Source organism: Spirosoma sp. 48-14 (assembly GCF_001898575.1).
Classification (GTDB): Bacteria; Bacteroidota; Bacteroidia; order Cytophagales; family Spirosomataceae; genus Spirosoma.
This window is the reverse complement of the sequence record NZ_MKUD01000023.1, coordinates 92,092-111,915: the sequence shown is the minus strand read 5'-3', so window position 1 is coordinate 111,915 and position 19,824 is coordinate 92,092. Positions and strand designations below refer to the sequence as shown.

At 50.0% G+C, this 19,824-nt stretch carries 13 protein-coding genes and 1 riboswitch; of the genes, 7 read left to right on the top strand and 6 right to left on the bottom strand.

The genetic code is table 11. From position 1 onward, the window contains the following. Positions 1-760: ISAs1 family transposase (locus BGO59_RS14640; RefSeq protein WP_293684365.1), on the top strand; the 760-nt coding region annotated here is incomplete at its 5' end. Positions 761-800: 40 nt separating this feature from the next. On the opposite strand, the gene BGO59_RS14635 is transcribed toward BGO59_RS14640, so the two are convergent. Beyond that, positions 801-923 (bottom strand): hypothetical protein, encoded by a 123-nt coding sequence (locus tag BGO59_RS14635; RefSeq protein ID WP_293684364.1) that lies wholly within the window; start codon positions 921-923, stop codon positions 801-803. A gap of 243 nt (positions 924-1,166) precedes the next feature. After that, positions 1,167-1,269, bottom strand: a riboswitch (SAM riboswitch). Positions 1,270-1,639: 370 nt separating this feature from the next. Further along, positions 1,640-1,969 carry a helix-turn-helix transcriptional regulator gene (locus BGO59_RS14630; RefSeq protein ID WP_293684363.1) on the bottom strand — a complete coding sequence of 110 codons (330 nt, stop codon included), beginning with the start codon at positions 1,967-1,969 and terminating at the stop codon, positions 1,640-1,642. A 210-nt stretch (positions 1,970-2,179) separates the two neighbouring features. Between BGO59_RS14630 and BGO59_RS14625 the strand changes: the two genes are divergently transcribed. The 3 genes from BGO59_RS14625 to BGO59_RS14615 are packed head-to-tail and all read left to right on the top strand — an operon-like array spanning position 2,180 to position 7,756. Beyond that, a complete protein-coding gene (locus tag BGO59_RS14625; RefSeq protein WP_293684362.1) occupies positions 2,180-3,271 on the top strand; it encodes an efflux RND transporter periplasmic adaptor subunit in 1,092 nt (363 codons plus the stop codon). Between the two features lie 49 nt (positions 3,272-3,320). Next, positions 3,321-6,389 (top strand): efflux RND transporter permease subunit, encoded by a 3,069-nt coding sequence (locus BGO59_RS14620; protein ID WP_293684361.1) that lies wholly within the window; start codon positions 3,321-3,323, stop codon positions 6,387-6,389. A gap of 23 nt (positions 6,390-6,412) precedes the next feature. After that, entirely contained in the window at positions 6,413-7,756 is a 1,344-nt protein-coding gene (locus BGO59_RS14615; protein WP_293684360.1) for a TolC family protein, read from the top strand. A 441-nt stretch (positions 7,757-8,197) separates the two neighbouring features. Here BGO59_RS14615 and BGO59_RS14610 read toward each other — a convergent pair whose 3' ends face one another. Genes BGO59_RS14610 through BGO59_RS14595 form a run of 4 tightly spaced genes read right to left on the bottom strand, consistent with a single transcriptional unit; the run spans position 8,198 to position 13,419 of the window. After that, positions 8,198-9,010: a sugar phosphate isomerase/epimerase gene (locus tag BGO59_RS14610; RefSeq protein WP_293684359.1), complete on the bottom strand. Its 813-nt coding sequence runs from the start codon at positions 9,008-9,010 to the stop codon at positions 8,198-8,200. 4 nt (positions 9,011-9,014) lie between these two features. Beyond that, positions 9,015-10,406 (bottom strand): sugar porter family MFS transporter, encoded by a 1,392-nt coding sequence (locus tag BGO59_RS14605; protein WP_293684358.1) that lies wholly within the window; start codon positions 10,404-10,406, stop codon positions 9,015-9,017. 24 nt (positions 10,407-10,430) lie between these two features. Then, positions 10,431-11,261 (bottom strand): phytanoyl-CoA dioxygenase family protein, encoded by an 831-nt coding sequence (locus BGO59_RS14600; protein WP_293684357.1) that lies wholly within the window; start codon positions 11,259-11,261, stop codon positions 10,431-10,433. 31 nt (positions 11,262-11,292) lie between these two features. Next, a complete protein-coding gene (locus tag BGO59_RS14595; RefSeq protein WP_293684356.1) occupies positions 11,293-13,419 on the bottom strand; it encodes a glycoside hydrolase family 36 protein in 2,127 nt (708 codons plus the stop codon). A 135-nt stretch (positions 13,420-13,554) separates the two neighbouring features. Here BGO59_RS14595 and BGO59_RS14590 point away from each other — a divergent pair, with 135 nt between their 5' ends. From BGO59_RS14590 to BGO59_RS14580, 3 genes are all read left to right on the top strand, one after another. Continuing rightward, a complete protein-coding gene (locus BGO59_RS14590; RefSeq protein WP_293684355.1) occupies positions 13,555-15,168 on the top strand; it encodes a serine hydrolase in 1,614 nt (537 codons plus the stop codon). A 113-nt stretch (positions 15,169-15,281) separates the two neighbouring features. Next, positions 15,282-16,298, top strand: a complete 1,017-nt coding sequence (locus BGO59_RS14585; RefSeq protein WP_293684354.1) for an AraC family transcriptional regulator — start codon at positions 15,282-15,284, stop codon at positions 16,296-16,298. A 339-nt stretch (positions 16,299-16,637) separates the two neighbouring features. After that, a complete protein-coding gene (locus BGO59_RS14580; protein WP_293684353.1) occupies positions 16,638-19,817 on the top strand; it encodes a TonB-dependent receptor in 3,180 nt (1,059 codons plus the stop codon). The last annotated feature ends 7 nt before the right edge of the window (positions 19,818-19,824 follow it).

Genomic DNA, 19,824 nt, shown 5'->3' with positions numbered 1-19,824 from the left:
ACCCATGATGAGTCAACTCAATGTGGACGGTAAAGTGCTCCGGGCTACCGCTAAAGCGGGGCAGAACAAATCAGGTTTATGCATTGTCAGTGCTTGGGCAGGCGAACACCGACTGGTGTTGGGTCAGGAAAAAGTGGCCTCCAAAAGCAATGAAAAGACCGCTATTCCTGAGTTACTTGCGAGACTGGAGTTGGCCAACACGTTGGTGAGCATTGATGCCATCGCTTGTGAGCAAAGCAACGCTGAGCTGATCGTGGAAAGAAAAGGGCATTACCTGCTAGCGTTGAAGAAAAATCAAGGTTTGCTCTACGAGCAAGTGACCCAGCGGATGCAACAGACTAAGTCCCAACTACCAGTTGATGAGCACATTGATTTTGGTAGTGGGCGCATTGAAACGCGCCGTTGTTATGTTGAAAGCAAGCTGAGCTTGTACGATGATCTGCGGGATTGGCCTGCCTGTCAGCGTGTGATTCTAGTAGAGGCTACCCGCGAGATCAACGGCGTCATCAGCCAACAAAGTCGTTATTATCTGAGTGATTTAGGGCTGTCCCCTGCTGCTTTCAACTCGGCCGTACGCCATCATTGGGGGATCGAGAATCAGTTGCATTGGTACCTGGATATGGTTTTCCATGAAGATCAACAGCGAGTTAGGGTGGGTAATGGAGCGGAGAATTTTGCCACTGTGCGTAAGTTAGCGCTTCAGCTTTTGCATCGAGTCGACGACAAGGAAAGTATGAAGAGTCGGCGCAAGTTGGGATGACCAGTATCTGCTTAAGGTTCTTACCCTGTTTTAAATGCGTTTAACCTGTTTGCTGGGTATCAACTTTGTAAATAAGCTCTTTCCCCTTTTTAGGAGCCGGGCTGGCCCATGATAGAACGGACAGAACGGTTAGACCGAAGAGAAGCGAGTTTGCCTTTTTCATAGCTGGTTGTTTTTTAGTGAAAGAGAAAAATTAAACGGAACAAGTCTGAAATAATGTGTAAATATATTTAGACTATAGATTTAATAGATTAAATGCTACAAAAAATAGCTACTTACACACAGTAGTTAACAAATGGCCGAATTGACACCTACCGAAAGTAGCGTTTGAGTAGCTGGTACAGCAAGGAATGGGATGAGCCTGAAGGCAGGCAATGCGCGTATGCAGGGGGCGTTCATGGTCGTAAATTTATAGTTCCTAACAAATGGATTAGGCAGGTTAGCACTACGCACATCGGCAAGTTGCTAAGGGTTCAATGAGCCTGTCTCTCCCCCTTTCGGTATAAATCCACAACTACTTTGCAGGGAGTAATTGTAAGATGGACCAAAGATATGTGTATTCGATTTAAAAAAGCAAGCTTTGTCTATGGATATTATATATAAATAATTTCCAATACAATTAGCATCTTGGTGAATTGGTTGATTTTTAGTAGGTTATCGAGTATATTAAATTGAGGCAATTAACCTATTGGCTCATTTTAGCCAGCGCGTCATCGGTATGAACAAACTAAGAATGTTCAGAAATGAACTGCCCACCGGTCGGTAGTAGAGCCAACGCCTGTCCAATATCATCGTGTGCTCCTGTTGAACGTGATGAATTACCTGTAATCTCCTTGAACTAGAGTAAATAGCCTTATGTCAGAAATGACCTGATTCACTTTATGGTAGTTCAACAACATCGCTGCTTTTAGCGGCTGTTAGCACGGATGTGAAAACGCCCGGAAATTTTTTCTCCAGTTCATCAGACCGGAGCGAAATCAGGCTTTGCGTGCCATAGGGCCGTATGTGAATAATCCCAGCTTCGCGCAGAACCCGGATATGATGCGACATGGTTGACTTGGCGACCGAAGTTGGAACGGTGCCACAGGCTTGTTCGCCGATAGATTGTGCCAGGCATTGCACGTAATTTAACCGTACAGGATCGCTCAGGGCGTGGAGTACACCCGTCAGCGTAATCTGGTCAGCGGTGGGATGTTGATACTGTTTCATGCGTTAAATCCGGCTAATGGCTACTTCAGAACAGCGGCTTGTTACTGAAGTAGCTACAGTAGTTGCCAACACAACAATCAGGCCGCCAGAAAAAATTCATTGGTTTTTTCAGAATTGAGAAACCATCTGTCAGGGCATCTTGTTCGATAACCATAAAACAATTATAGTTCGATAGTTGTAGAACAATAAAATAAATCAACTTGACATACAATGAAAACGCTCAATTTTCGAACACAGTCCCTGATTGCAGGCCTGATCGTATTAACAATCGCTCTCTTCTTAGTCACGCCAAAATTATTCTCTAACAAACCAACAGCATCTCCCAGCGGTAAACATTCGTCGTTGACACCGCCTGCCGAAAATAAGGTGGCCACCGATGCGTTTGTCATTAAGCGCGAAACCATCACCGACGAACTCCAAACAACGGGCACCATCCAGGCCAATCAAGAAGTCGATCTGGTCAGTGAGGTGGCCCGTAAACTGGTCCGGGTTTATGCGCGGGAGGGTAGTTACGTGAGCCAGGGTACACTGCTCTACAAGCTAGACGACGCCGATCTGCTCGCTAAAAAACACAAACTAGCCCTCCAGGAAAAGCTGGCCAAGCTGGATGAAAAGCGCTTCCGCGAACTATTAGCTACCGAAGCGATCAATCAGCAGGAATACGATAAAGTACTGACCAACCTGAACGTGTTGCAGGCTGAAATGGCCATGATTGATGTGGATCTGGCTAAAACCGAAATCCGGGCGCCGTTTGCGGGTAAACTGGGTCTTAAGCAGGTCGATGTTGGCGCTTACGTAACCCCATCGACGGTGCTCAGCTCGATTGACGACATTAGCCGGGTAGAGGTGGCCTTTACCATTCCCGAAAAATATGCGTCAGACGTTCGTCCGGGTCAAACCATCCAGTTTACGACCGAAACCAGCAGTCGTCCGTTTTTAGGGAAGGTGACGGCTACAGAGCAGAAAATGGAAGCAAACACCCGCAGCTTACTGGTCAAGGCCATTAGCGACAATAAAGGGGGGAAACTAGTGCCTGGATCTTCGGCCAAAATTGCGTTTGCCCTGCACGCGGCTCAGGACGGTATTCTGGTGCCTACGCAGGCTCTGATTCCGAACGCCAAAGGGTATTCGCTATTCCGAATCAACAACGGGAAAGCCGAACGGCGGGATGTAAAAACTGGAAACCGGACTAAAGGAACCGTACAGATTCTGGAGGGCCTATCTATCGGTGATACCGTATTGACAACCAATTTATTGCGTCTGGACACGGGCGTGCCGGTAACAGCCTCCACGATTGAATAACGCTCTAGCCTTGCCGCTCACCTTCTCTTTGATTTAAAAATACCTTACCATGAGTTTATCGGGAATTAGTATTCAGCGGCCAGTGCTGGCCGGGGTACTCTCTGTATTGATTATACTTTTCGGGTTCGTCGGGCTGACCTACCTCGGTATTCGTGAATATCCGGTTACCGATTCGCCCATCGTGACGGTTACCACCACCTATCCGGGTGCCAGCCCCGACGTAATTGCCTATCAGATTACCAAACCATTGGAAGAAGCTATTGGGGAAGCTAATGGCATCCGAACCATCTCGTCAGTATCCAGGGAAGCGGCCAGTGTGATTACGGTTGAATTCAACCTCAATGCCGATCTGGAAGCGGCTGCCAATGATGTCCGGGATAAGGTTACCCAAGCCCGGCGTTTGCTGCCTGGCGACGTTGATCCGCCCATCGTGGAAAAAGCCAACAGTGGCGACATTGTCATTTTTATGGCGGTGGAAAGCAAAACCCGCAGCATTCTCGAAGTAAGCAATATTGCCTCCACCGTCATCAAAGAGCGGATGCAAACCATTCCGGGCGTGAAACGAGTCGGTATTGCGGGCGAGAAGAAATACGCCATGCGCTTACGAATCGATCCGGCCAAACTAGCGGCCTATCAACTGACCCCGTCGGATATTGAGCAGGCACTACGGAACGAAAACGTGGACCTGCCCTCGGGCCGGATTGAAGGTGACCGCAACGAACTGACGGTTCGAACGCTGGGTCGATTGACGAAGGAGGACGATTTTAACAACATGATTGTTAAGCAGGAAGGCAATAGTATCATCCGGTTCCGGGACATTGGCTATGCGGAGTTAGGAGCGGAGAACGAACGAACCGCCATTCTGAATAGCCTGAAGGGAAATTCCCCGGTAATCGGCGTATTCGTTGAGCCCCAGCGCGGAGCCAACGCCGTGGCCATTGCCGATGAGTTCTACAAGCGGCTAAAGGAACTACGTACCGAAATACCGGCCGACTACGAGCTGACCATAGGGAAAGACTTCACTGAGCCGATCCGGGATTCCATTTCGGAAGTAGAAGAAACGCTGTTTGTTGCGTTTGGACTGGTTATTCTGATCCTGTTTCTATTCCTGCGCGACTGGCGGTCAACAATTATCCCGGTGGTAGCTATTCCCGTGTCCATTGTGTCAGCTTTCTTCATCATGTCCATTGCTGGCTACTCGATCAATATTCTGACGCTGCTGGCGCTGGTGCTGGCGATTGGTCTGGTAGTAGACGATGCCATTGTAGTGCTGGAGAATATTTACGCCAAAGTAGAAGAAGGCATGTCGCCCCTCCAGGCTGCGTTCAAGGGTTCTTCGGAAATTTACTTTGCCGTTATCTCGACTACCATTACGTTGGCGGCTGTTTTTCTGCCTATTCTGTTTCTGCCGGGCATTACCGGGAAGCTTTTCCAGGAATTTGCGGTGGTTGTGGCGGGTTCGGTGTTGGTGTCGGCATTTGTGGCCCTGACCTTGTCGCCGATGATGAGCGCGTATCTGCTGAAACGGCATGATAAACCTAACTGGCTATACCGCAAGACGGAGCCGTATTTCCTGGCCTTGAACCGGGGCTACGAACGGTCGCTGGCCTGGTTCATGCACTATCGCTGGGTTGCGTTCCCCACCCTGATCATAACCTTCGGACTCATCTATTTCATTGGCAGGCAGCTCCCTTCAGAGCTGGCCCCGCTGGAAGATCGCTCGCAGATAAGTCTGGCCGTCGTGGCACCAGAAGGGTCTTCGTACGAGTATACGGAGAAGTACCTAGCCGAGATCGCCAAATTCTCGGTCGACTCGACACCCGGCTTGTTTCAGACGTATTCGATCCTGGCCTTAACCTTTGGGCCTCCGGCACCAGTGAATATTGCCATTCAGAATACGTTCCTTAAAAAAGCGGATCAGCGCACCACGACCCAGGCCGATGTCTTCGCGACCTACGCCCGAAACATCCAGAATTTCCGGGGTGTGATGGTCTTCCCGGTCCAGCCGCCGACCATCGGGAGCCGATTCGGACAGGCCCAGCCTGTCCAGTATGTTTTGCAGGGCACCAATCTGGCAGCTATTACGGGAGTATTGCCCAAGTTCATGGACGAAGCGCGCAAAAGCCCCATCCTGCGATTCGCCGATTCGGATTTGAAGGTCAATAAACCGGAACTGGTGCTTCAGATCAACCGCGACAAGGCGGCTGAGTTAGGGATTTCCGTCGCGGAGATTGCCCGGAGCCTGCAACTGGCATTAAGTGGTCAGCGGTACGGATACTTTATCTATAATGACCGTCAATACGAGGTGATTGGTCAGTTGCAAAAGCAGGATCGGGATACACCGTATGATTTGAAAGCGATGTTTGTCAGGACCCGAACCGGTGACGTTGTTTCGCTGGATAATCTGGTTTCGTTCAAGGAAAGTATCAGCCCGGCAGCCATCTATCGCTATGATCAATCTATTTCAGCGACCGTATCGGCGGGATTGGCCCCTGGTTACACCATTGGCGACGGTGTGGCGGAAATGAACCGCATTGCCAAGCTGGTTTTGCCGCCTACCATCAAAACGTCGCTGGCGGGCGAATCGCGGGACTACTCCGAAAGCTCGTCGAGTTTGCTGTTCGCGTTTGTGTTCGCGCTGGTGCTGATCTACCTGGTACTGGCCGCCCAGTTTGAAAGCCTGGTCGATCCGTTTATCATCCTGCTGACCGTTCCAATGGCGATGACCGGTGCGCTACTAAGTCTGTGGCTATTTGGTCAGACCCTGAATATTTTCAGCCAGATTGGGATCATTACCCTCATCGGTCTGATCACCAAAAACGGTATCCTGATTGTTGAGTTTGCCAACCAACAAAAAGAAGAAGGATTGAGTACGCTCGAAGCCGCCAAAGTTGCGGCAGCCTCCCGGTTCCGGCCCATTCTGATGACCAGCCTGGCCATGATCTTCGGTACGATTCCGATTGCACTGACCGTAAACAGCCGAAACTCGCTCGGAACGGTCATTGTGGGTGGCTTATTGTTTGCGGGTCTGCTCACGCTCTATATCATTCCGGCGGTGTATTCCTATTTCTCACGAGTTCCCAGGAAAAAAGCCGAAGAGCTGGAACTGGTTGCCTGATTCTATTTTCTCATCCTACGATTATGAACTACCCAAACTATACCGTCGGCTTATGGCTGACGCTTGGCTCCCTGCTTAGCCCGATGGCGCAGGCACAGGTGCGCCAACTGACGATGGAAAATGCTTTTAAACTGGCCATCGATAAAAACCGCGACGTACAGGTCGCCACGCTCGAAACGGCAAAAGCGGCTCAAAAAGTGCAGGAAGCCAGGGGCTATGGGTTGCCCACCGTAGCGGCTTCGGCCCAATACCTGTATTATGTCAACAAACAGGTTTCGTTCCTGCCCGGCAGTTTTGTTGGGTTAGGCGACGATCAGTTAGCCATGTTTCGGGTTGGTGGGTCGAACGCCTTTCTGGGTGGCTTGGCCATATCCCAACCCCTGTTTCAGGCCAGCGTTCGCTCGGGTATTAAAGCGGCCCAGATCGATGAATTCGCTACGAATCAGGCGCTGGCAGAGGTTCGGGTAACTGTCATTACCGACGTAAAAAAAGCATACCTGGATGTACTGATCACCCAGGAACAACTCCGACTGCATCAGCAGAGTATTGCCCGGAATGAGCAAGCCCTGAAAGATTCCCGTTCGCTGTTGGCGCAGGGACGGGCCTCGCGTGTCGATACCTTACGCGCTTACGTAACGCTCGAAAACCTACGGCCGACGCTCATTCAGTTAACGAACCGGATTGGAATTACGAAAACAGTATTGAAACGAACCATGGGTTTGGACGAGCGGGAAGAGGTTGAACTCCAGGATTCGCTCCGGTACGACGATGCCTTATTCGTTTCGCCGGGCACCGATGCCTTCTTCGATGCCGTGCAGGCTCGACCCGATGTGCGTCGGCTGGCCTTGGTTGAACAACTAAACCGGGAACAAATTGCAGTACAGGCTGCCGAGAAGCAACCGAAGCTAGCTGCCATCGGCCTGGTACAATCCCAGTCGCAGGCTAACAATTTTCGGCTGGGCGATTACCACTGGCCCGTTAGTTCGTACGTAGGCTTGCAACTCAATGTGCCAATTTTCAGCGGGTTTCGAACCAATTCGCGGATTCAACAGGCGCAGCTAACCCGTCAGCAAAGTGAAACGCAATTGGCTAATCTGAAAGAGATCGTGCGGGCGCAGGTGAAAATAAGCCTGGCCAATGTACAGGAAGCCAGACTGCGCATCCAAACCCAGCAACAAACGATTACCGTCGCCGAATTAGGGTACCGGATCACCCGCGATCGTTGGAAACAAGGCATTGCTTCCCGGTTAGAGTTGACGGATGCTGAGCTTTCGCTTACGCAGGCTAAATCAAACTACCTCCAGGCCGTATATGATTATCTTACGGCTACAGTTGAATTAGACAAGGTATTGGGGCGAATAAAGTAAATGTCTTGGCCTGAAAATTTACCGAGGGTTTTGTAGACGATTTTCATCGCTAATCAAATCAATGTAAATTATTCATTTATAGTAAAATAGTGCGTTTATTGAATAGCAAGCGTGGCCTTTTAACGGACGAAAACGTTCATTATTCTTCCTGTTTTTTATTGGCCGCTTATTGATTGCTCCTCTTCCGGTTAACCACCAAGTTAATGAACCGTTATAAACTCTCCACTATAGAGTAGATGACTACAAGAGTAACGGTCATTGAAATCAAGCCAACCTAGATAGAGTACCAATGTCAGTGTCCGATGAGATTCGGGAAGATACATAAACAGCGTTCCCTACTACCTAAAAAACAGAAGCTCCTTAGCAAAGAGCTCCTGTTACTTAACCAACCTATATTATTCCATTTTACCAGCTTTAGGGTGCTTGGTTACAATAACCTGGTTATTGGTAACGCGCCCGAAGCATTTCCATCATATATCGATTTACCTCCCATTGATCCACTACGGGCTGACGGGTATAGGGCTGTAGAAACAAATAGGGCGAAGCCCCAAACTCAGGTGTGATGGTACTGACCGAATGACCTGCTTGCAGACGGGATGCAATAACACGATCCCAACAGGCCAGATGGTGGTCTACGACAGACTGCCACTCAGGGGCGCGAGGATCAGCAATTTGTGGTCCCTGCGTATGACCAACCCGGCTGTGAATATGGTCGGTACGGCTAATGGCCAGCGATACAGCGTTGGGCTGATCCTGTAGAAATGTCTCGGCCGTAGTAAACCAATGCGATAGGTCAAGCGCAATCCGCACCGAGGGTAGACGTTCCAGATATGTACGGGTAATATGTGCGGCAAAGCTGAACTTACCCCGATGTGTCTCATGCAGAATAGGAATACCCGTTTCGTCAGCTATCGACGTCGCCAGCGCAATCAGGCACTCATTCTGCTCAAACGAGTAGTAATCTTTGCCGGTCTGGCTATTAATGAACATTGGTTGGGTCGAAGCTAACGCCCGAAGTCGTTGTTCGTATTCACGATAATGCTGATTAAAATCCGGGCAGACAGTTTCCCAATGTTGGCCAATAAAGCGTAACCCCTGCCGGGCCAGCTCATTCAACATCGTATCGCGTTCCAGGGGCGACGCTGGTAAACTAGCCTCTACGCCCTGATAGCCAGCGTCTTTAACGTGTTCCAGAAAACTCGCCCAGGGGACGTGCTCCTGTCCCCATCTTGGGCAGAAAAAAAGTAATTCCATTTATTTATGCCTTGAAGCGTTTTTGCCGGGTGAATAATTCATCGATTTCTTCAAGCGATTTCCCTTTCGTTTCGGTCATCGCTGTCTTTAGAAAGAGGAAGTAAATCAGACAGATAGCCGCATGGATACCGAACGTAACGGGTAACCCAAGTGTCGATTTCAGGATTGGAAACGAAGCAGTGGCCAGAAAATTGGTGACCCACAACGATAAGGTAGCAACCGCCATAGCACCCGCCCGGATTCGGTTCGGGAAAATTTCAGATAAGATAACCCAGGTAACGGGTCCTAGTGTGGCCGAGTAAATGGCAATAAAGGCCAGCACAAATAGCAATACCCAGATGGCAGGCAAGTGCCCGTAAAACGCAACCGCCAACGCCAGAGCATCTACCGATAGCAAACCCGCTCCGTAAATAAGCAATTGTTTTCGACCGCTTGTCTCGATTCGGTGGATTGCAATAAACGTAAACAGGAGATTGATCAGGCCAATACCAATGGACTGAAAAAAAGCCGAATCCTGCCCCATACCAGCTTGTCGGAACAATTCGGGTGCATACGAAAACAGGGAATTTTGCCCGACAGCCTGCGAAAATAAAGCCACCAGCACGCCCAGTCTTAAAAACGGGCGGAACTCGTGCGTGAAGAGAGCCCGTACAGATAGGGGAGAGACCTGGACAAAACTACCCCGTATTTGCTGGGCAACTGCCTGCGCATACGTCTGCCCACCAATTTGTGCCAGTACTGCCAATGCCTGACGGTCTTTACCCTTCTGCATGAGCCAACGAGGACTTTCTGCAATGAAGAATAAGCCAGCAACAAACAGAAGGGCCGGAATGGCCTGTACAGAAAACATCCAGCGCCAATTGTTATTTCCCGTATTCAGCAACAGATAGTTAGACAGATAAGCCAGTAAAATGCCCATTACAATGGATAGCTGGTAAAACGATACCAGACGCCCACGCAGGGAAGCGGGTGTGATTTCGGCAATGTACATGGGGCATACCAATGCGGCTGCTCCAATGGCTACGCCACTTGCCAACCGAAAAACGATAAACGAGGAGAAATTTTCGGCCCAGCCGGTGCCTGGTCCGGTCAACGCAAACAGTAGTGCGCAGGCCATTAATAACGCCCGTCGTCCCCATACCTCGCTGAGTTTTCCGCCCAGCAGTGCGCCAATTGCCGCTCCCAAATTGATACAGCCAACAGCCCAGCCAATCTGCGCTTCGCTGAGGCCAAAGTGACGGGGGAAGAACGGTAGCGTTCCAGAAATAATGACCAGATCGAACCCAAACAATACGCCACCCAGTGCGGCAACGGCACTCAGCAGGTAAACATACGTCTGGTTTATGGGAATGGGCGAGGAAGCTAGTCTCTGTTTGGCCTGAATAATCAACGGCATATACCAGAAGGGGAATTTTATCGATTATTGTAAAGCAACATCCGCTTCTTTGGCCAGAAAGTCTGCGGCTTCTTCGGCTAGTCCTTCCGCTTCCTGCGTCAACAGGGCGTCGTCTGCAACTACGGTAATCGGCGTAATGCTGGAGGTCGATGTCGACGACTCCTTATAGCCGATGTTGGATTGGCGATTATAGCAGGAAATCAGCGACCAGCGGGCCTTATCGGACAGATTCGCTTCGGAGCGGTGTAGTAGATTACTATGAAAAAAGAGGGCATCTCCAGCTTTCAACTCCACGAACTCCAGTTCCATTGTTTCCAGGGCTAGTTCCACATATCGCTGGGCGGCACCTACCTGCTCGCCCGAAAGCCCATGCTCGACGCGACCCATTTTATGTGACCCTTTGATCACTTGCAGGCATCCATTTTCTCGATTGGCATCCGTAATTGCCATCATGACCGACATCATCTGGTCGGGCAGGAGAAACTCATTTTTGTACCAGTACCCATAGTCCTGATGCCACTCCCAGGCTCCTCCCACGCGCGGTTCTTTCTGCATCAGTTTGGAATGAAAATGGCAAACAGGAGCTTCGCCATCCAATAACTTATCGACCGATTCAACCATCCGCTGACTGCGGGTAAGTAAGCCGTAGCTGTCGTTCCCCGGTTGGTACCAGAGCGATAGTTTGCTGCGTTTACCCGTACTGTCGTTTACATTAATGGCATGTTTGCTAATCGCCTGATCATCAATAGCGACTTGATACAGGCGATCGATGGCTGGCTGCGTCAGAAAATGCCGAATGATCAAATACCCATCGCGTTGGTATTGCTGAATTTGGTCAGAGGTTAAAGGCTTCATTGTATTACGATTAAAAAGGATATGATTAGTATCAATTGGAACTGATTTCAAAAAGCTGACCATCGTATTCACCGGAGATCGTTACTGAAAATCCCGTCTTCTCCAGAGCTGCCCCGGTCAGCGTAGCCACGACGGTTCCGTCCATCGATTTTATACGGTATTGGCGAGTTGTGTCTAGCTGTTGAAGTGTAACCAGACGGGTCTTCTCAATGGCCCCGTGTCGAAATACACCAATGATGCCGCCCTGTCGGGAATCGGTGTTGATGCGCTGAAATCCATCCCAACACCCTTCCTTAGGCTCCCCAAAACCGGTTAAGTCCTGACGAAAGCTCATGAAGTCATACGTAGCCTGCATCGATTGTAGCCAGTCGGCATACCGGCGGTATTGTTGCAGACCAGTCTCCGATAATTTTCGTGGATCGCCCAGCATGATGGGTAGAGCACCCGCCAACGCCTTAATGTGAGCTTCCCAGCCTTTGTCCTGCATGGCGGGATTACCGATCACCAATGCCGTAGCAGGCATAGCCGGTGATCGCCACCAGGCCATGTTTCGAATGCGCAGGTCTCCTTTCTCATCGGGTTCATAAAAATTGGAGAGCCAGTCGCCTTCGGCATGTTTGATCAGCGCGTAATCGATGAGTTGAAGTCCGCCCAATGTCTCAAACGTACAATCGATAAACAGGTTGGGGCTGAGTTTATGTAGCTCGTCGAAAAGCTGCCACATCCGTTCGTAATTGGTGAAAAGGGATTCCGAGTGATCTTTATGTCCGCTGTGATGCGTGGCATAGCAGCCCGATTCAGCGGGATCGTAGCGGTACGGACTCGTAACTACCGAAAAATCCAGCTTGAGGTATTCCAGTCCGTACTCACTCACCAGCCTGCTCAGTACCTGCCGAATATGCCCGTACCAGTCGGTGCCAAAACAGGCGGTTGCTTTCCCGGCCCCGGCAACCAGTAACGAGGTCGGTTTACCGTTTTTGTCCAGAACAAACCAATCGGGGTGTTGTTGATAGACCTTGCTGGTGGGCGATGCGGTGCCAATACTCACCCATAATCCAGGCTTCATTCCCAATGACTTAATGAAGTCGATGACGGGCTTTAATCCATTCGGAAATTTCTTTGTATCAATGCCCCAGTCGCCCAGGTTATCTTCCCAACCATCATCGATCACAAATTCTTTCATGCCTGCCTTTGCTGCGGCCGTGGCCAATTCGCGTATCAGTTGCTCATTGATGTTGGTCTTGAACGGATTCCAGGTGTTATACACGAACGTTGGTTTTTCAGCCAGTTCCGAAAGCCGGATACCCATGTGTTTGCGAACGAATGCTGGTACAGCCGTATTCAATACCTCGTCGGGATCTTTGTGGTTGGCATAGACCATCGTAAATACAGGCGGTGTCTCGAACGACTGCCCCGGCGCAATCCATTTTCGGAAGGGGAAACGAGCCTCTTTATGCGTCAGGCCCACGCAGATGTCGGGGGCATTCCAGAACAAAGCCGTTCGTTTCAGAACGCCCGTCGCTTCATTCCCAATCACGATTCCCTGCTCTTTATCTGGGTTATGTACCGTTATCAAAGCATCCTGCAACGTACCCTGATAAGGCCCGATGACCCGCCTTCGCCCATAATCAGTCCCAATCCAGCAGTATAGCGGAGAGCCATAGCCGCCAACGATTAATTTCTCTACATCCACAGATTCAAGGCGAACCGCAGTCTTCGTCAGGTTTTTAATCGACAGACTTTTACGGACGACCGGCAAATCGGGGTATAGCCAGAACGTTACCGTCAGTTCAATTTTGGCATCCCGGCTAAGGAGGGTAACGGCCGCGCCAGCTCCCTGTTGTTTGTCTGTAATTGGTTGGACAGCCCGGACTTTCCAAGAGTCCGATCCCGTATAGACAGTACCGTTCACCTCAAACTGAAAATCCGGGTTCGACTTCTTAAAGAAATTGAAGTTTCCCACCAGTGGTTTATAGCTGATCGTTTCAAAACGACCGGTTGAATCATCGGGCAAATGAATCGTTCGCTCAACAATGGAGTTGTTGAGCACAAGTTCCGAGCGAGTCCAGCGAGCATACGACTGACCCGTTTGGCCATATACCACCTGACCAGACAGACTCATTAGGACTCCTAAAACAATCAGGATAGACTTCATCATACGCTTGTCATGCGATCAAATGTAGGCAGGGTATTAAGGCTTGATTGTTCAATTTTCAACACTGTTAAAATTTGAACAGCGTTGTTTATCTATCACTATACCTTGTTGTGTTATTATTTAAGCAAGTTTTAACCAATGAAACAGCTCCCCTTACGCACCGACCGTCGGGCATTCCTTAAGCAGCTTGGTATAGGTGTCAGCCTGCTGACAATTCCCTCTTACGACTTACTGGCGTATAGGCGCGACCGAAACGCGCTCCCTCGCAGTACCCCTGAAGAACAGGGTGTTTTGTCGGAAGAAATTTTACGGTTTGTCAACGAAGCCGAAAAGCAGAATGCGGGCCTGCATGGCTTTATGGTCGTTCGACATGGGGATGTCGTAGCCGAAGGCTGGTGGGCTCCCTACCGACCTGATATTAGCCATGACCTGTATTCCCTGAGCAAGAACGTGACATCGACCGCCGTTGGGCTGGCTGTTCAGGAAGGTAAATTGTCGATCGAGGATAAGGTGATTTCGTTTTTCCCGAACGATCTTCCGGCTACCGTTAGCGAGAATCTGGCGGCTATGCGCGTACGTGACCTACTCACCATGTCGAGCGGCCATGCAACCGACACACTCATGCCAGTGCTATCGACCAAAGAAGGCACCTGGGCCAAAACCTTTCTGTCGCTACCCCTTACGTATCAGCCAGGAACCCGCTTTGTCTACAATACCGGAGCGACCTATATGTTATCGGCCATCGTTCAGAAGGTAACAGGCCAACCTCTTCTGACGTATTTACAGCCACGTCTGTTTGGGCCACTGGGAATAACCGGGGCTGAATGGGATAGCGATCCGCACGGAGTCAATTTTGGGGGCGCGGGCTTACGGCTGAAAACCGAAGACATCGCCAAATTTGGGCAGTTGTATTTGCAGAAAGGGGTCTGGAAAGGCAAACGAATTTTATCCGAGAAATGGATCGACGAAGCAACGTCGTTTCAGATCGCCAACGACGATACGGGCACACCCACGAAAAAAGAAGACGATGATATTAAGCAGGGATATGGGTATCAGTTTTGGCTGAGTCGTCCGGTGGCGCAGGGGGCTTATCGGGCCGAAGGTGCCTTTTGTCAATACAGCATCGTGATGCCAAAACAGGACGCCGTAGTGGCTATTAACGCCGAAGGAATCAGTACGAAACGCGTGATGGACCTTGTATGGGGTATTTTGCTGCCCGCTATGAAAGATGGAGCCTTACCCGCTAATCGGCCGGCTCGACAGGAATTACAAACCAAATTGACCTCGTTAACGCTTGTGCCGCCGGTTTCTAAAGTCCACTCACCGCTCGAAGCAACGGTTTCCGGGAGGCCGTATACGATAAAAACCAACACGATGAACGTATCGGCTATCACGTTCCAATTTGACGCTGATGCGACGGTATTTACCCTCCGCGATAACAAAGGCGAACATCGAATACGCTGTGGTATTGGCCAATGGATTCTGGGCGAAACCAACATACCAGGTAGCCCCACAAATTTACTGGGAGCGGGCCTTCCGCTGCCCCGAACGAACTGGAAAATAGCCGCCAGTGGCACCTGGACCGACGAAAAAACGTATGTTATGACCTGGCGATTCTACGAATCAGCGCACTACGACATCGTCACCTGTCAATTCGACAGTGATACGCTGACAGTAACCTATGCCAATAGCATCACCCGGATTCTCAAACAATACAAAGACCCTCGTCCTAAACTAACGGGAAGCTGGTAAGTAGTCTTACTATCTGTATCTTAAATAGATAATACTATTTTTACACTTTTTATAACTTCTTGCAGATATTTGCCTATCTATACTTGTTTTTAGTTGCTTAAACGTTCATTCCCATGCATGTGGTGAGGCCGGTATATAAAGAATCAGGGCGGATCTATCGGCCTGACAAATGCCTTCCGTTGATTGCAGCCAATCAGGCTGGAGAAATCCAGTTGGAAGCCTGGGCACGACTTGGTTATCCGGGACGGGGAATGCCGTCGGAGGTGTTGCCGGGCGTAAGCAGTGTAGGGTTCTGGAATGCTCATTTCCAGCAAAACTGGGGACTTCCCTGGCATCGGAACGAAGGGATTGAGCTGACGTTTCTGGAAACAGGGGCTATGCCTTTTTCGGTTGGTGAAAAAGACTACACCATTATGCCGAACGAACTGACTGTCACGCGGCCCTGGCAACCTCATAAACTGGGAAATCCCAGCATTGGTATTGGTAAATTTTATTGGCTCATTCTGGATGTGGATGTAAGACAGCCGCACCAGGACTGGAACTGGCCATCCTGGATTATGCTCACCAAACCGGATCTGGATGACCTGACCAAAATATTACGACAGAATGAGCAGCCGATTCTTAAAGTCAATCAGGACGTTCGGAAATGCTTCATGAAAATAGGCGAGCTAATCCAGGGCGATCATAGCTTTTCCAAAGAATCATGGCTGATTATCTACATCAATGAGTTGCTGATGCAGCTCCTGCAATCGTTACGCAGCGGCAGTGTTAAACTCGATAAGAGCCTGACCGATAGTACACGGACAATCCAACTGTTCCTAAACCATCTGGAAGAAACCTACGAAAACGTCTGGACGCTCGAATCGATGGCGGAACATTGTGGTCTGGGAACGACCCGATTCGTGCATTACTTCAAGCTGGCAACCAACATGACGCCCATGCATTATCTGATGTTTATCCGGCTTAAAGCGGCTGCCCATCATCTAGTAAAAGATGTCGTAACGCCCGTTTCGCAGATTGGCTATGAGCATGGATTTTCGAGCAGCCAGTATTTTTCAACCCTCTTTCGGAAACAGTTTGGCTACTCTCCAGTCGAATACCGAGCCCGCCATAGCCAGCAACCAGCCTGAGTGATTCGTTACGCCAAGGCTTACGATGTTCAAATTTCTTCACTGATGGATCTTGAACAATTTTAATATATTCTAGGCTTATTTTTGTTATGTAGCTCTGTAAATCAGCGCTTCCAACGACTTCCCTATGCATAAAAAAAGGGCATATATGTTTATTCCTTAACCCCCTATTCCGATATGATTTCACCATTACGAACTGGGCTCCCCAAGCCCTGGAGGCATTTCTGTTGCCTTATTTTCAGCCATAAGCTACCATTCAGACCGAGGCAGTGGTTCACTGTTTGTATCCTGCTGGTGGTGTGCATAGCTTCTCCGTGGACCGTTTATGCCACTGGTTTTATGGCCAGACACATTGGTCCTAATCACGTAGTTGAGCGAACCATCCGGGGAACGGTTTCGGATCAGAGTGGAAAGGAACTAGCTGCCGTCAACGTCATCATTACCGATAAGAAAATTGGGGTGTATACCAACGAAAAAGGGGAATACATGATTTCGGGCGTTCCGGTGGATGGTTCACTGACCTTCAGCCACATCGGGTACATCACGCAGACCATTAAGATTGGCCCGGACGATAGGCTGGATGTGGTCATGAAGGAGAATAACGCCGTGCTCAACGAAGTGGTTGTCGTAGGGTACGGGACACAGGCTAAAGCCAAAGTGACCGGCTCGGTGGCTACCATCGATTCGAAGGTGCTGGAATCCAGACCTGTTTCAAACGTATCGCAGGCGTTGCAGGGGGTAGCGGGTGGACTGAATATTACCCAGAGTGGCTCGTTAGGGGGTAGCCTTGATAATCGACCGACCATTAACATTCGGGGTATTGCCACCATTGGTCAGGGTTCAACGGGCGCACCACTCATTCTGGTCGATGGGATGGAGGCCGATATAAACGCGATTAACCCGCAGGACATCGAAACGATTTCGGTACTGAAAGATGCTGCTTCGTCCTCCATCTATGGCTCGCGGGCTCCTTTTGGCGTAATTCTGATTACGACCAAAAAAGGGAAAACCGACCGGATTCAGGTTAACTACAACAATAATTTCAGTTGGAGCCGCCCGGTACTGTTGCCGCAGATGGCCGACTCCTATCAGTTTGCCATGCTGTTCAATACGGGCTACCGCAACAGTGGTAGTGGCGATTTTCTGAGTCCATCCAATGTCCAGCGTATTCTGGATTATCAGGCCGGTAAAATCAAAACCACCAACATTCCTGACCCCAATAATCCGACCCTCTGGGCAACGGCCAATACGTATGGCAATGCCAACTTCGATATGTATAAGGCTATTTATGGGAACAATGCCCCAACGCAGGAACATGCGGTGAGCGTAAGCGGAGGAAACGGACGCACAACCTACTACCTGTCGGGGGATTACCGGAACGAGAACGGCCTGTTGAGCATTACCCGCGACAATTACAAACGGTTTACCTCTACGATCAAAATCAGCAACAAGCTGACATCCTGGGCCACCGTCGATTACAGCGGTCGGTTTATACGGGAAGATTTTGAGAAGCCCAGTGCCCTGACCTCGTCGAGCCGCTACGCCGAATTCACGATGAATCAGTACTTTACGGGCTGGATGTCGTGGCCCATTGTACCGCTTTACGACGACAACGGACGCATATACAGCATTACGAAAGACAGCCAGGGCAACGCCTTTATCAACGGTGGCCGGATGAATACGCAGAACGACTGGACGTATCATCAACTTAAGCTGACTCTGGAGCCGCTACCCGGCTGGAATATCTATGGGAATCTGAACTACCGCATCAACGATTATTTCCGACATCAGGACAATCAGAAACTGTACGGCTATACCATTGCGGGTGATCCGATCCTGATGGATGGGGCTTCGTCGGTGCAGGAAGATGCGTACCGAACCAACTATTTCAGTCCGAACGTCTACTCCGAATATGCCCGTTCGTTTGGTGGGCATAACCTGAAAATCATGGCGGGCTTTCAATCGGAAGTCAACAAAACCCGTAATCTGTCGACCAGCCGTCAGGGGCTCATTGTCTCCACAGTGCCCACGCTGGCCACCACCTCAGGGACCGATCAGAACGGTGCATCGACACCACCGATTGTGAGCGGCTCCTATGCCGACTGGGCTACTGCCGGGTATTTTGGTCGGTTCAACTATGATTACAATGCCCGCTATTTATTGGAGCTAAACCTACGCTATGATGGCACGTCTCGTTTTCAGGGGGATAAGCAATGGCGTTACTTCCCATCAGCATCCATTGGCTGGAATGTAGCGCGCGAAGCCTTCTGGGATAACCTGAATTCATATGTCAACAATCTGAAATTCAGGGCTTCGTATGGGCAGTTGGGCAATCAGAATACCAGCAACTGGTATCCGACCTACGCTACAATGCCAATCGGTACCGCCAATGGAACCTGGCTGGTAGGCGGTGTGCAGCCCAATACGGCTTCAGCCCCTGCGCTGATTAGTACATCCTTAACCTGGGAGCGTGTCAGAACCTGGAACGTGGGTGCCGATGTCAGTTTCCTGCGGAATCGGCTGAATGCCAGCTTTGATTACTTCACCCGGTTTACGAACGACATGGTTGGGCCTGCTATCGAACTCCCGGCCATACTGGGCACAACGGTTCCGTCAACCAACAACACAGATCTGAAAACCTACGGTTTTGAATTCGATCTGAAATGGCAGGATCGGCTCAAAAACAACCTGGGGTACAACGTCCACCTGATTTTGTCCGACTCTAAAACGCAGATTATCAATTACCCAAACCCAACGGGTAGTCTGGCTACGTATCGATCAGGAACGACGGTGGGCGACATCTGGGGTTACGAAACGGTTGGGATTGCTAAAACGCAGGAAGAAATGGACAGACATCTCTCTTCGTTGCCTAATGGCGGACAAAACGCACTAGGCAATAGCTGGAAAGCTGGTGATATTATGTACCGGGATCAGAACGGCGACGGGAAAATTGACCAGGGAGCCAACACCACCGACAACCACGGCGATTTGATTGTGATTGGGAACACCACGCCCCGTTATTCGTTCGGTGTAGACCTCGGACTGAACTGGAAAGGGTTCGATTTTAGGGCTTTCTTCCAGGGTGTCGGCAAACGCGATTATTTCCGGGGAGGTAGCACCTTCTTCGGGCCGTCGGGACAAATCTGGTGGTCGACAGCCTACGTGCAACACCTGGATTACTTCCGCGACGATCCATCAAACCCCTTGGGGCTGAATCTGGATTCGTACTATCCACGCCCGTTGTTCAACACGGTAAAGAACCAGCAGTCACAGACCCGCTATCTTCAGGATGCGTCGTACATCCGGCTGAAAAACATTCAGTTAGGTTATACCCTGCCGCAAACGCTGACGAAAAAGGCGAAAATCCAGTCGCTGCGGGTGTATGTATCGGCCGAAAACGTCTGGACCCTTACCCGAATGTCGAAAGTGTTTGATCCTGAAACGATTGATGGCGGTTATCTGGGTGCCGTCTACCCACTCTTCAAGCGACTTTCGTTTGGTACCAGTATCACCTTTTAAGCCCTGA